This is a genomic window from Pseudobutyrivibrio sp. C4, from assembly GCF_900111635.1.
In the GTDB taxonomy this organism is placed as follows: domain Bacteria; phylum Bacillota; class Clostridia; order Lachnospirales; family Lachnospiraceae; genus Pseudobutyrivibrio; species Pseudobutyrivibrio ruminis.
Map to the genome: position 1 here is coordinate 222,484 of NZ_FOHF01000003.1, position 15,152 is coordinate 237,635.

The following is a 15,152-nucleotide window of genomic DNA, read 5'->3' on the forward strand; positions in this document are numbered from 1 at the left end:
AATAATGTCATTATCATTAATAATTGGTAACTCGGGTAGTGGTAAATCCACTACCCTTTATAAAAGAATAATAAAAGAAGCTATGGCAAATAAAGACAAGAATTTTCTTGTTATAGTTCCAGAGCAGTACACTATGTCCACCCAAAGACTTCTTGTTTCTATGCACCCTAACAAGTGCATTATGAACATCGATGTTTTATCCTTTAATCGATTGGCATACAGAGTGTTTGAAGAGCTTGGGGCTGGCGTAAACGCTGTTTTGGATGATACAGGAAAATCTCTTGTAATTCGCAAGCTGATAAACTCAAATATCAATGACATAAAGACTTTAAGGAATAATATTACAAGAATCAGCTATATTACTCAGGTAAAGTCTTTGATTTCAGAGCTTACTCAGTACAATATCACTCCAGATAAGCTTAAGGAGATGATTGATACACCTGCAATGTCAGAAAGCTTCAAAAGAAAAGCCTCGGATTTGTTAGTATTGTACGAGGCTTTTTTAGATTTTATAAATGGTAAATACGTTACCACTGAGTCTATTTTATCTACGTTAAATGATATGTTGGATAGCTCAGAAATAGTAAACGGTTCAACAGTTGTATTAGATGGATTTACCGGCTTCACCCCAATCCAGTATCAGCTTGTGGAACATATGCTTGCAATATGCGATGAGGTAGCAGTTACAATTACAGCAGACGAAGATACACCTCTTTTAGAAAACCTTGCAGATGATGAGTTGTTTTCAATGTCATCTGAATTTGCAATAAGAATGAACAAAATCGCCAAGAGAGCTGGCGTAACAATAAATAAACCTACCTATATTTCCAGGGAAAATGGCTGGCTTTCAGACAATGAGATACTCAGCCATCTTGAAAAGAATATTTTCAGGGCGAAGCCACAGAAATACGCAGGTAAGGAACAGCCGAACAGTAATATAGTACTAACTAGTCTCAGAAGTCAGCGTGATGAACTACAGTATGTTGCTATAGAAATTAATAAACTAATCCGAGAGGGAATGCATTACAAGGATATTGCAGTTGTTGCACCTAACCTGGAGGAATATAGATATTTAGTTTCGGGGATATGGAACAATTATGATATCCCTTACTTTGTTGATGCCAAAACAGAAATCTTATTCCATCCGATGACAGAAGCAATAGATGCGTTGTTTGATATTTTCGATAATGACTTCAGAAGAGAAGATGTATTTAGATTCTTAAGAACCAATCTTACAGATTTAACATTTGAGGAAATGGATTACCTGGAGAACTATCTTATTTCTACAGGAATCCGTGGCAAGAAAAAGTATTTTCATCCTTTTGCAATTCGTTCTAATTCATATTCCAAGGATGAGGATTTACTTAGGGTAAATGAAATTAGAGAAAAGTTTATTGCCCCTTTCAAGGCATTTGATAATCAAATTTCCCAAAAATGTTCAGTAAGAACAATTGCTACTGCTTTATACGAGATTATTTGCTACTTCGATTTTGAAGGACAAATTAAAACAAGAGAAAAATTATACGAAGATGGCAATCAGCCAGTTAAGGCGAAAGAGTATAGCCAGATTTATCCGGTTATAATGGATATCCTTGATAAGTTGGTGGGAATTCTTGGGGATGAAGAAATGGATTTGGAAGAATTCCATGATATTTTTGAAGCGGGCCTATCGGCAGCCTCAATTGGTGTAATTCCTCCTGCCAATGATAGCGTGATTTTAGGAGATATTGAGCGTACACGTTTGTCAAATATCAAGGTGTTGTTTTGTATTGGAGCATCTGATGATGCTATTCCAAAGAAGGTGGAGAATGGAGGTATCCTTTCTCAGCTAGAAAGAGAACAGCTTCTAGCCCAAGGTTTTGAGCTGGCTCCATCAGATAGGCAAAAGTCATTTAGACAGCGATTCTATCTATATCTGATGCTTACAAAGCCAAATGAGAAGCTTTATATTACAATGCCAAGAGTAGATTCTGCTGGTAAAGCTGTAAATCCATCTTATCTAATGGATTTATTAAGAAATATGTTCGAAGATCTGTCCTTAAAGGAGATAGAGAGCTTTGGTATAGAGGATAGACTGCTATCAAAGAAAAGCTCATTGGAGTACATGATTGAGCTTGTAAATAAAGCTGCTACCTTTGGTTTAGAGGTGCTGACTAATCAGGAGAAAGCTGTATTAGAAGAGCTTTTAAACTGGGCAAAGGAAGATAGTTCAGATGATTTGGAAATTCTCTTAAACGGAGCCTTTTTCCAACATAAGCGAGAAGACTTTTCCGATGATATTATGTTAGCTGTCAATGAGGCTTTAAATGCAGACGAGACCATTAAAGGTTCAGTATCCAGATTTGAGTTATACAATGAATGCAGCTATAAATATTTCCTGACATACATTATGAAGCTTCAGGAGAGAGAGAAGTTTGAATTATCCAGCATCGATATGGGTAACTTTTATCATGAAGCGATTCAAAGATATTCTGATAGCTTAAAGGCAGATAATAAAACCTTTAAGGGAGTAACAGAGGAAGAGCGAGAAGCATATATTGAGACAGCTATCTCCCAAACCTTCCAGTCTATGGCAAAGGTTGCAACTCTGGAGGATTCAACTCAAAGATACATAGTAGAATCCATGAAAGCGACTCTAAGACACGTGGTAGAGATAATTACAACACAGGTATCAAGAGGAGAATTTGAGCCTGAGCTTTTCGAGGAAAAGATTCAATCTGAAATAATCAATCCTGTCAGTGGCGAAGTTGTTGCAAACTTAAATGGTAAGGTCGACAGAATCGATATGACAGATGGTGACGACAGAGCGGTAAGAATTATCGATTATAAATCAAGCGGTCATAAGCTTGATTTGGATGAGTGCTATTATGGCCTATCAATGCAGCTGCCTATTTATATGGGAGTTGTTTTAGATAAGCTTAAGGACAAATATCCAAATTCTACTATGCATCCATCAGCTATGCTCTATTATGAAATGGCTAATAAATTCCTGGAGCTTAGCAGTAGTGGAGAAAATTTTAAAGAAAAACAGTTAAAGCTTAGCAGAATGGAAGGCATCCTTTCATCCGAGCCAGAGGATTTGGCTGCAAATGATAGCACAGTTGGAATAGAGGATTGGCAGACAAAAGAATCATCTATTGTTCCATTCGGTGTAAAAAAGGACGGCGAGCTTTTAGCTTCTGCTAATGCAATCAGCCGAGATGATATGAAAACAGTTATAGATTATGCAGCTTTATCGGCAGCAAAGACTGCTGAGGGTATAATCAATGGCCAGTTTGAACCATCACCTGCAAAGCTTGGAACACAGATAGATGCTTGTAGATACTGTGGCTTTAAAAGTGTTTGTCACTTTGATGAAAACGAGCCAGGATATCAGGCTAGAAATTTGGAAAAGCGAAAAAGCAAGTCTGATGTATTGGAGTTAATGAAGGAAGAATTAGGAGACAAGGATAGTGGCACTAACTAAAGAACAGCTATTAGTGAAGGATACGAGAGGCAAGAACATGCTTGTTAGCGCTGCCGCAGGTAGTGGAAAAACCTTCGTATTAGTTGAACGAATAATATCTGAAATTCTTGATGAAAAAAATGGAATAGATGTGGATGAGATTCTGGTTGTTACTTTCACTACAGCAGCTGCTGCGGAAATGAAAGATAGAATCCGACGTGCCATTGATAAAGTCATTGCAAATAATGGTGCGGACGCTAGAATCAGGGCACAGGCCACTCTTATACATAACGCCCATATTAGAACTATAGACAGCTTCTGTAGCTGGGTTGTAAAAAACTATTTCTATGAAATCGATATGGATCCAGCCTTTAGAATAGGAACATCGGGCGAGCTCAAAATGCTTTGCGATGAGGTGTTCAGTGATCTTTTGTCAAAGTATTTGGAAGCGGATGATGAAGATTTTAAACTTTTGGCAGACGCTTATATTTCGGGCAGAAGAACAGACACTCTAAAGGAAATGGTCTTTGCAATACATGATAAAGCTACTAGTTTTGCCTGGGTAGACGAATGGTACGACAATGCGTTAAATCTTTACAATATTGGTAGCGTAGAAGAATTAGAAAATTCCCAGTTGGTAAAACAGATTATCGAATATACGGATTTGTATGTAAGTGGACTAATAGATTCAGTTGCAAAGCTTTTGGATTTATATGATTCCGATTGTGATTCTAAGGACAAACATATCTTCTCAAATGAATTGGCACAGCTTAGAGGTATAGCTGAAGCTTCCACTTTCAAAGACAAATATTGTGCTGTTATGGGTGCTGATTTTTCTGAAAGATTTGGAAGCAAAGGCACATCTTTAAATGAGGATGATTTAGCTAGAGCGAAAGCGCTTAGAGCAAAATACAAAGATGTGGTAGGCAAATTAAAGGAATCATACTATTCATCCAGCTTGGAAGATATGTTTTCTGATTTGATGTATGTGAAAAAACAGGCATCAGCATTAATCAGATTTACAAAAGAATACACGAAAAGCTTAAACAAAATAAAAGCAAAGAAAAATATATACGACTTTAATGATATTGAACACATGGCTCTTGAAATCCTTAGAAATAAGGACTCTAAAGAACATGAAAAAAGACCTGTAGCAGTTGAGCTGTCACAGCATTTCAAAGAGGTCATGGTAGATGAGTATCAGGATTCCAACGAGTTACAGGAACAGATTCTTACTGCTATCAGCAATGGAAGCAACTATTTCACAGTAGGTGATGTTAAGCAGTCTATCTATGCTTTTAGACAAGCTAGCCCACAGTTGTTTATTGATAAGCTTTACACTTATCCAACTGATGATACTGGCAATGATATCCGAATTGATTTGGATAACAACTTTAGAAGTAGATGGCAAGTTCTTGATTTTTGTAATCAGGTATTTGAGCCTCTTATGCAGATGGACGTTGGCGGGGTTGCCTATGATGAGAAGGCGGCTTTAAAGCTTGGAGATAAAAGCTTTCCTGGTGAAGGAAAGGATTATGAATCAGAGATTATAATTGCAACTCAGAATTCTGATTCAATGCAAGAGCTCAATATCGAAAATGGAGATGAGCTTGAGGCACTTGTTGTAGCAAAGCGCATTAAAGAGTTGATGGCATCAGGCTTCCAGGTCAGTGGAAAAAACGATGAGGGACGATATCTTAGAGATATGCGTTTATCAGATGTTGTTATTCTCATGAGAGGTACAAAAGGCCATGCTGACAAATACATTTCCACATTAAAAGATTATGGCATACCAGCATATGTTGCTGAGGAGACTGGATTTTTTGATAGAGAGGAAATTGAGACAGTATTATCAATGCTTACTATTATCGATAATCCTTTTAATGATATTCCCCTTGCGGCAGTACTTCATTCTCAGATGTTTGGTTTTTCTTCTGAAAGACTTGCCCAAATTAGAACAATTAACACTGAGGAATCTTTATATGGATGCCTCCTTGAGTGGAACAAGACAAAGTCCACAAAGGATGTTTCTGAGTTCCTTGATACATTAAACTATTTCAGAGAGCAGGCTATAGATACACCTATACATGAAATAATAGAAAACATCCTGGAATATACCAAATATGGAATGTACTGCAAGGCACTTCCTAACGGCAAGATGGCTTCTGCAAACCTGGATAAACTAGTGGATGAGGCTGTCAATTTTGAGAGTACCAGCTTCAAAGGTTTGTCGCGATTTGTAAGCTATATTGAAAGCCTTAGAACATATGATGAGGATCTAGGACTTGCTAAGACAGTTGGTGAAAATGATGAGGCTGTCAAAATAATGACTATTCACAAAAGTAAGGGTTTGGAATTCCCTGTAGTATTTGTTTGTGGATGTGGCCGTGGATTTAGAAGTGACACAAGCGATTTTTCATATGATGCAACACTTGGTGTGGCATTGAATTATCGAAATCCTGAAACAAGGATTACCTACAAGACACCATTTTTTAATCTGATTCATGCAAAAGCTGCAGCTGAGGAAAGAGGAGAATACTTACGAATTCTCTACGTAGCACTTACTAGAGCTGTTGATAAACTGATTATTACTGGTGCAATAAAACCATCAAAAGATAAAAGTGTTGTTGATAAGTTAGAAGAGTTTAGTGGGGATGGAAGTAAGCTCAGCTTCCCTACTAAGATAGGAGCATCCACAAGTATAGAACTGATTATTCGTGCTTTGAATGCATCGGGAAGAGATTACAACAGACGTATTATAGATTGTCAGGAATTGTTCATTGATCAGGTTGAAAAGGGAATTGTAAAGGAACAGGTAAAGAAAGCCATTGAAAGCATTGTCCAGCCAGGCAGTACTGCGGATAACACTATCGCAAATACGTTATCATTTAAATACAATGGCCTTGCAGATAGCAAATATAAAAGCAAGTATTCTGTTTCTGAAATCAAACATCAGGCAATGGAAAATACGTTCAAGTTCAATGAAGATGCAGCACCTGCATTTATTCAAAATGAAGAGGAAAGCTACATACCTCAGTTCATGCGTACCGCTACGGAAGAAAATGACAAAGAAAGCAAGGTTCCTTCAGGTGCATTATATGGAACTGCCATGCATAGATTTATGGAATGCTTTGATTTCGCCAGAGACGATTACCAGTCAAGCTTTGATGAGCAACTGAAATATATGGAGGCCACTAAGAGCTTATCAGATGATGAATTTGCAAGAATCAATCATAGAAAGCTTCAGGTATTCTTAAACGACGACTTGTCTAATCGTATGTCAAAGGCAGCTATGAATGGAAAGCTTTACAAAGAAAAGCCTTTTGTTTTCGGAAGCGATGCAAAGGAATTGTTTGATGATGAAGATGTTACAGATGAGATGATTTTAGTGCAGGGAATTATTGATGTCTTCTTTGAAGAGGATGATGGAATAATTCTTATGGACTATAAGACTGATAAGGTGGACGAAGACAAGGACTTAGTGCTAAGATATGAAAAGCAATTAAAGCTATACAAAGATGCAATAGAGCATGCTTACGATGTCCCTGTTAAGGAAGTGCTCATTTATTCATTTGCGCTTGAAAGGAGTATAAATATATGTACGACAAATTAGTAGTTGAAACATTTTTGGAGAAACAGTTACAGTTGTTTCCTGAAAAGGTAGCTGAGTCTTACGATGAGGCAGTAGAGTTTTTAGAGGACGTATGTGCCACAGTCTGCAAGAATAAAAAAGAGGTACTTGAATATCTTGAAGACGAAATGGATATCACAGGCATGAGTGAAGAAGAAATCTTATCAGCCGAAGAAGTTTTCTCTATTTCTGATGGTAGATATCTTGTAGTAGAGGGTTAATATGAAGTTTTATAAGAAGTTATTACCTATCGCATTTGCGATATGTCTAGCGGTTAATTTTACTGGTTGTACAGTAGGAGACAAAGTAGTTTATTTCGACACATCTAGTGGATACAACACTGTGTTTAAAATCGGAGATTTTAAATGCTCCAAAAAAGAAGCTCTTGTTTATCTATTAAACGAGAAAAACATTTACGGATCTGTAGATGGGGTAAATCTTTGGTCAGAGGATTATGATACTGATACAATGACAAGCTCAATAAAAGATTTAACAATGGAGCATTTAACAAGGGTATACATTCTAAATGTATATGCAAGTGAGCAGGAAATTGAGCTTACAGAATCAGAAAAGAAGGCTTGCTCTGACGCAGCAGAAGAGTACTACAAATCATTAAATTCAACAGAAAAAAGTTTTACAAAAGCAAAGAAAAAAGATATCGAAAAAATGTATATGCGATATGCTTTAGCTTCTAAAGTATACGAGGAATTAATGAACTCTGTTGATGAGGAAGTATCCGAAGATGAGGCCCGCGTTATGGAAGCTTTTGTACTGTATGTTTCAGATGAATCTACAGCAGAGACTATCCAGGGAATGATAGATTACGGTTACACATTTGAGAGACTTGCATCAACATACACAGAGCTTGATTCTTATCAGGTTACCTTCGCAAGAGGAGAGTATCCTGAGGAAGTTGATGATGTAGTTTTCAATCTTGATACAGATGAAGTTTCTTCAGCAATTGCTGCTGATGGTGGTTACTATTTCTTCCAGTGTTTGGACAAGTATAACGAAGAGTTATCAGAAGAAAACAAAACTGTAATCATCGAGAACCGCCGTAAGCAAGTGCTTGAGGACATCGTTTCTGATTTAGAAGATAGATATTTCTCTGACATGAATACAAAGCTTTGGGAGTCTATAGATTTTCCAGAGGATTCTTCGGAATTAACAAGTGATAGTTTTTTTAAAACATTAAATGACCATTTTTAGATAATTCAAAATATAAACAACTTTCTATATATAATTGCAAATTGTACTAAAAAGAATTGATAATTTATATTTTATTAGTAATTTGGTAGAAAATTAATTGAATGTACTAGCAATTGCGTGAGTAAATGACTATAATATAGGGCATATAAAAAATAATAATTGTTTGCTCATATAGGAGGGTGAAAAAATGGTAACAAATGCAAAGGTTACAGTTGATGATGTAAAGAAGTCAGCTGCATCTGCTGCTACAACTGTAAAGACTGCAGCAGCAAGCGCTAGTGAAGCAACTAAGAAAGCAGTTGCAGAAGTAAAGAAGGAAGCTACAGCAGCTAAAAAGACAGCTACAAAAGCTAAGGCAACAGCAACAAAGAAAGCTACAGCAGCTAAGAAGACAGCTACAAAGACTGTTAAGAAAGCAACAGCTAAGGCTAAGAAGGCAGTAGTAACAACAGCTGTTGTTCAGTATCAGGATCGTGAATTTACAGAAGCTGAGTGCATCAAGAAAGCACAGGCTCAGTTCAAGAAGGATTACAAGAAAGAGACTCTTGAAGAGCTCAACATCTACATCAAGCCAGAGGAGCGCAAGATTTATTATGTAGCAAACAAGGATCGCGTTGGTTCAGTAGATCTTTAATCCAAAATATTTTTTATGTCGTAGCACAAAGCTGTATCGTATATACGATGCAGCTTTTTTATGGTCATGCTACGTGGAGGAATGATGAAAAAAAGTTTATTCGCAGTGGCCTATTGGGTATTAATAGATATCCTTTTTCTGGCCATTATAGGAGTGTTTACTACACATCCTATTAATTTGTTTATCGCCATTTTAATTGTGGGGCTATGCAGTGTTTTTAGCATTGTAAAATCTATTAAAGATACAGGCTATATAAAACAGACCCTTGCACTGCCAGAAAACAATCATAAACCGGTGTATGATTACATTCGTGCTCTTGCGGTATTATTTATTATGTTTGTTCATGTGCTGGCTATGGATTGGCCATATGCATCAGGCATGGTAGGAACACCTTTATATGAGGTTTTAAATCTAATTAGATGTATTTCCGGGGTAGGAGGCAACTGCCTATTTTTAATGATATCAGGTGCATTGTTACTACGATTTAAGGAGGAAAATCTTTTGACATTTTATGGAAGGAGATTTACCAAGATAATAGTGCCACTTGTAATTTATTACTTTTATTATTTGTGGGAGTATAATGCGCAACGCTATACATCATTTACAACTGCAATTTATAAAATCTTAACAGCTGATTATTCAAAGGCAAATGTACATCATTTTTGGCTTATATATGTAATCATCTCATTGTATGTGTTGGTACCGTTTTTACGATACATGCTTAAAGAGATGCCATACAAAAAATTGACAGCATTGATAATGGTTTTATACATATATTTTGTTCTTACAAAAGTTATTATCAATGAAAATGCCATGCCTATGAATTTTACATTCTGGCTTTTGATTTTCTTGATAGGGTATTGGTATAGCTTGGATGAGTCACGTAAATACGATAGCATTGCAATGATTGCTGGTGTGGTTGCACTTATATTATTTGAAGTGGCAATTCATTTGAACCCACCAATGTCAGATGATTTAGCGGCTCATTATCCATATATGATAGTTGTATCTGTAGGCATAATGGCTTTCTTCTTTAAATTGGGGGATAAGCTAAAAAATGTATATCTGATAAGATTGATTAGCCAATATAGCTATGGCATTATTTTAGGACACATGTTGGTGCTGGTTTTTGCAGTAAGAAAGTATTGTTATACATTTACAAGCTCACTAATGCATAAGGGAATGGGATTCTTGTTTCTTTCACTGGCTACATTAATAGGTTCTGTTATAATTGCCTACTTCATAGACAACATTACGGTTAAACCTATATCAGCAATTTTTGATATTAAAAAGAGAAAATAGTTAACATAATGGCTTTGACATATATCACACGTTTGACATATGTCAAAGCTTTTTTTACGCCTGATTTAGGTGAATAATGCACAAAAATTATTCTAACAATTTGATGTATTTTTACAAAATGAACACTTTAGGGCTTAAATTGTATGTCAACCGATTGACATAGTATATGTTGAATGCTAATATCCAATTTGTAAACAACACACGAACCTATTTGAAGGAGGGTTAATTTTAATGAAGAAGAGGTTATTGTCACTTATGGTGGTAGCTGCAATGTCAGCTTCACTAGTTGCTTGTGGTAGCTCAGAGGGTGGTTCATCTGACGGTGCTTCAGGCTCAGGCGTATCAATCACAGTACTTAATTCAAAGACTGAGATTCAGACACAGTTCGAAGAAATGGCTGAAGCTTATGAGGAAGCTACTGGCGTACACGTAGAGGTATACAACGCTGATACTGATACAACAGTTGCATCTCAGGTAGCAACAAAGTATGCATCAAACGATCCATACACACTTACAATGGTTGATGCAAAAGATATTTATTCACTTGCTGATGATTATGCTTATGATCTTTCAAATGAAGATTGGGCTAGTCACACAACACTTGGTATTACAGTAAACGACAAGCTTGCTGGTTTCCCAGTTTGTGTAGAGGCTAGAGGTATTATCTACAACGCAGATGCAATTGAGGCAATCACAGGCGAGACATTTGATCCATCATCAGTTGCAACACTTGATGATTTCCAGGCTCTTTTAGATGAGCTTAAGGCTGGCGGAATGGAGACTCCAGTTGGTGTCCTTTCTGAGTACTGGTCACTTGGCGCACATTACTTCGCAGAAGTATATGAGCAGCAGGAAGATCCAGATGCATTCGTTAACTCATTATTAGCTGGCGAAGCTGATCTTGGAAGCAACGAAAAGTTCAACGAGCTTATGGATACATTCGATACATTAATCGCTTACAACTATGCTAAGGGTTCAGCAGCAAACGCTGACCGTGAAGAGTCATCTATGATGCTCGCACAGGGCGACATCGCATTCATGTTTGGTGGTAACTGGGATTGGTCAGTAATCAACCAGTACGATTACACAGAGAACATGGGAATCATGCCAGTACCTGAGAACACATCTGATGACACAAACACAAAGCTTGTTGGTGGTGGTTCTAAGTACTTCTTCGTAGATAGCTCAGATGCTACAAGCGATGAGCAGAGACAGGCAGCACTTGACTTCCTTAACTGGTTAGTAAGTGATCCTGAAGGAAATGCATTCCTTACAGAGCAGTGTGCACTTGTTCCAGCATTCGACAACATCGATGCTTCAGCACTTGACCCACTTTCATTATCAGTTAAGTCTTATGCAGATGCAGGAAAGCTTATTCCTAACTACAACTACTTACCAGATGATCACATGACAGTTGTTGGTCAGGAAATCATGCAGAAGTATTTGGATGAGGCTATGACAAGAGACGAATTGGTTACAGCAGTAGAAGAGTACTTCAAGACAGCAACACCAATCGAACATTAATATTTGTTAATAAGGGGCCTTGGACTCCAAGGCCCCACTTTTTTTGAAAGGGATAGAATTATGAAAACAAATACAATGAGCTATAAAATAAAGCAGTATTTGCTTTTTGCAGGTATATCAACAGTTATATTTGCCTGCGTGGTAATCATACCTTTCATTTATGGTTTATACTTAACACTTACCAGCTGGGATGGTGTTTCTCGTAACAAACCATTTGTGGGTATTCAAAATTACGTTAACGCATTTGCGGATTCAGGTTATTGGGTTTCATTAGGACGCACATTTATTTATTCAGCAATTGCAGTTATTCTTGTAAATGCTGTAGCTTTTATCATTGCCTATATGGTAACAAGCGGAATTAAAGGGCAGAATTTTTTCAGAGCAGGTTTCTTCGTACCAAACTTGATTGGTGGTATCGTACTTGGTTACGTTTGGAAATTTGTTTTCAATAAAGCTTTTGTAGCATTGGGAAGCTTTATTTCATCAGGCAATGCTAAGTCACTCCTTGCAACAGAAAATGGGGCGATAGCAGCACTTATTATAGTTTCTGTATGGCAATATGCAGGCTATATGATGCTTATCTATGTTGCAGGTTTTATGAGTGTTTCAGAAGATGTTATTGAGGCGGCTAAAATTGATGGCTGTACAGGAACACAGTCAATCATTCACATATCTATTCCACTTATGACAGCGTCATTTGTACAGTGTCTGTTCCTTACAATCACCAGATGTTTTATGGTTTATGATGTAAACCTTTCTTTGACAAACGGTGATCCATACGGTAGCTCAGCTCTTGCAGCTATGCACGTATACAACCAGGCATTCGTTAACAAAAACTATGGTACAGGCCAGGCTGAGGCTTTGATCTTGTTTGTTATCTGTGCAGTAATTGGTGGAATTCAAGTTTACGTTGGTAAGAAAGGGGAGGTGCAAGCATAATGGAAAATGAAGTAGCAGCTCGTAATAAAAAAATAAAACATGCCATTATGATTATCGTACTTACGTTATTATTTATTGCATTCGTATTCCCTTTCATAATGGTTATCATGAACGTTTTCAAGGTTAAGGCTGATATTACAGCAAATCCACTTGCTCTTATTGGTAAGCATGGATTTACACTTGAGAACTTCCCAAATGCTATCAAGAAAATGAATTTCTTCAAAGTATTTGGAAACTCATTGTTCGTAACAATTCTTTCTACAATAGGAACTATCATTCTTTCATCTATGACTGCTTATCTTATTGTTAGAAATAATTGGAAGGCTAACAAGATTTTATTTGTACTTATGATTGCATCAATGGTTATTCCTTTCCAGGTGCTCATGGTACCTCTTGTTTCCCTATATGGTGGAATTTTTGGTATTTTGAATCATAGAGTTACATTAATATTTATGCATATTGGTTTTTCACTTTCAATGGCAACATTTATGTTCCATGGAAGTATTCACACCAATGTACCTATTTCGTTGGAAGAAGCAGCTACAATTGATGGATGTAACAAGTGGCAGATTTTTTCTCAAATCGTATTTCCGATATTAAAACCAACTATTGCTACAGTAGCAATCATTGATGCGATGGCATTCTGGAACGATTATTTGCTTCCATCACTTGTACTTGGTAGAAAGGAATTATATACTATTCCTATCGCTACGAAGGTATTCTATGGGCAGTTTTCTACAGACACAGGATTAATTATGGCGGCACTTTTGCTTGCTATGTTACCTATCCTTATTCTTTATATTTTCTTACAGAGATATATTGTTGAGGGAATAACAGCGGGGGCTGTGAAGTAGGCAACTATAATGCTGCGCTTTCCCGTAGAAGTATAAGGGGGTTACAATGGCAACATTAAAAGATGTGGCAGCAGAATGCGGACTGACTGTCACCACGGTATCGAGAGTATTAAACAACAGAGGTTATATTAGCGACGAAACTCGAAAAAAGGTTTATGAAGCTATGGCTAAGCTTAACTATAGACCGAATGAGGTAGCAAGATCTCTATCAAAAAAAACAACTAATACTATCGGGGTCATTGTTCCTCATATTAGACATCCATACTTTGCAGAGATGATAAGTAACATCGAAAATGCTGCTAGTAAGCATGGTTACAAGATTATTTTGTGCAACTCCAAGGGGAGAAACAATAAGGAAAAAGAGTATTTGGATATGTGCACGAGCAATAGGGTTGCAGGAATCATTCTTTTCTCTGGAAGTGTGGCAGTACAGGAATTTACGGACAGCAATATAGCACTTGTTACAGTTGAGCGTTTTGTTGAAAATGGAACGGCGGCTGTTGAGTGCGACAATAAACAAGGGGGAGAACTTGCAGCTCAGCATTTAATTGACTGCGGTTGCAAGAGACTTCTACATGTCAGTGGTATTTTGAATAATTCCATGCCAGCTGATGACAGAGCTCTAGGGTTCATAGAAGTCTGTGAAAAGAACGGAGTATATTATAAGGTTGTTGCTACGAATATGGGGCAATATAACAGCCTTGATTATCATGATATGCTGGAAGGTGCATTGGAATATGACGATGAAATCGATGGAGTCTTTGCCAGTTCAGATTTGATTGCTTCTCAGATTTTGCAGGTCTGTTCCAAGCTTGGCAAGCGTGTACCAGAGGATATCAAAATAGTTGGATTTGATGATGTAATGATTTCTCAAATCACAAATCCACCAATCTCTACCATTCATCAGCCAATAAAAGAAATGGCTGAGGCGGCTGTTGATATGGTAATTACAGCGTCTGAAGGTAAGACTGTTCCTAAGAGAACATTACTTCCAGTTACGCTTGTAAAGAGAGAAAGTACATAATATTTCAGCTCACATCAGGGTTTGATGTGGGCTGTTTTTTTATTTTAAATATTTTATAATATCTCTAGTTAATTGAAAGGAAGTTATATTATGAGTGAAGAATTAATGGAGATGTTAGCAGAGTCTCTTAATGCTAATGAATTTGTAAAATATAATCATATCGTTATGGACGATATTGAGTTGACAGGTGCCACTGCACATATTGATATTGTTCCAGAAACACTTAATGTTCTTGGAATTGCCCATGGCGGAGCACATTTCACATTGGCAGATACTTGCGCTGGCTACACTGCAAGAGCAGATGGACGTCAGTATGTCACACAGCAGTCCAACTACTATTTCCTTAAAGGCGCCAAATCTGGACGTATTACAGCCAAAGGAAAGGTTGTAAAGCGTACTCGTAAGTTCTGCATTATTGATGTAGAAGTGACAGATGACAATGGAGAATTAGTTAGCAAAGGAACCTTTGATTATTACTGTGTTGCAGATCACCAGTAATGGGATTTTATGTAATGGAAATATGATAATGCTTGATTCTATACTTCTAAGGAGTTATAATAAAAGCACTTCCACAGAAGTATAGGAGAGAA

At 37.1% G+C, this 15,152-nt stretch carries 11 protein-coding genes; all 11 read left to right on the plus strand.

The window, feature by feature from the left end; genetic code table 11:
* Window positions 1-4: 4 nt before the first annotated feature.
* On the plus strand, window positions 5-3,466 hold the full coding sequence (locus tag BMY66_RS07650; RefSeq protein ID WP_090394754.1) for a PD-(D/E)XK nuclease family protein: 3,462 nt from the start codon (window positions 5-7) through the stop codon (window positions 3,464-3,466).
* A complete protein-coding gene (gene addA / locus BMY66_RS07655) occupies window positions 3,453-7,058 on the plus strand; it encodes a helicase-exonuclease AddAB subunit AddA (protein WP_090394755.1) in 3,606 nt (1,201 codons plus the stop codon). Before BMY66_RS07650 ends, addA begins: the two co-directional genes overlap by 14 nt.
* The gene (locus BMY66_RS07660) at window positions 7,043-7,297 is read left to right on the plus strand and encodes a hypothetical protein (RefSeq protein WP_044938055.1); all 255 of its coding nucleotides are present in this window, start codon (window positions 7,043-7,045) and stop codon (window positions 7,295-7,297) included. Before addA ends, BMY66_RS07660 begins: the two co-directional genes overlap by 16 nt.
* A 1-nt stretch (window position 7,298) precedes the next feature.
* Window positions 7,299-8,285, plus strand: coding sequence for a peptidylprolyl isomerase (locus tag BMY66_RS07665; RefSeq protein ID WP_074791278.1), 987 nt, complete (start codon window positions 7,299-7,301; stop codon window positions 8,283-8,285).
* Between the two features lie 187 nt (window positions 8,286-8,472).
* On the plus strand, window positions 8,473-8,919 hold the full coding sequence (locus tag BMY66_RS07670) for a DUF6465 family protein (RefSeq protein WP_049960400.1): 447 nt from the start codon (window positions 8,473-8,475) through the stop codon (window positions 8,917-8,919).
* Between the two features lie 84 nt (window positions 8,920-9,003).
* Window positions 9,004-10,221, plus strand: coding sequence for an acyltransferase (locus BMY66_RS07675; protein ID WP_177175622.1), 1,218 nt, complete (start codon window positions 9,004-9,006; stop codon window positions 10,219-10,221).
* A 231-nt stretch (window positions 10,222-10,452) separates the two neighbouring features.
* Window positions 10,453-11,745, plus strand: coding sequence for an ABC transporter substrate-binding protein (locus tag BMY66_RS07680; protein ID WP_033154441.1), 1,293 nt, complete (start codon window positions 10,453-10,455; stop codon window positions 11,743-11,745).
* Between the two features lie 60 nt (window positions 11,746-11,805).
* Entirely contained in the window at window positions 11,806-12,684 is an 879-nt protein-coding gene (locus BMY66_RS07685) for a carbohydrate ABC transporter permease (RefSeq protein WP_044938047.1), read from the plus strand.
* A complete protein-coding gene (locus BMY66_RS07690) occupies window positions 12,684-13,538 on the plus strand; it encodes a carbohydrate ABC transporter permease (RefSeq protein ID WP_044938046.1) in 855 nt (284 codons plus the stop codon). Before BMY66_RS07685 ends, BMY66_RS07690 begins: the two co-directional genes overlap by 1 nt.
* A gap of 46 nt (window positions 13,539-13,584) precedes the next feature.
* Complete coding sequence (locus tag BMY66_RS07695) at window positions 13,585-14,562, plus strand: LacI family DNA-binding transcriptional regulator (RefSeq protein WP_090394757.1); 978 nt, start codon at window positions 13,585-13,587, stop codon at window positions 14,560-14,562.
* Between the two features lie 90 nt (window positions 14,563-14,652).
* Window positions 14,653-15,060 carry a PaaI family thioesterase gene (locus BMY66_RS07700; protein ID WP_044938042.1) on the plus strand — a complete coding sequence of 136 codons (408 nt, stop codon included), beginning with the start codon at window positions 14,653-14,655 and terminating at the stop codon, window positions 15,058-15,060.
* Window positions 15,061-15,152 lie beyond the last annotated feature (92 nt).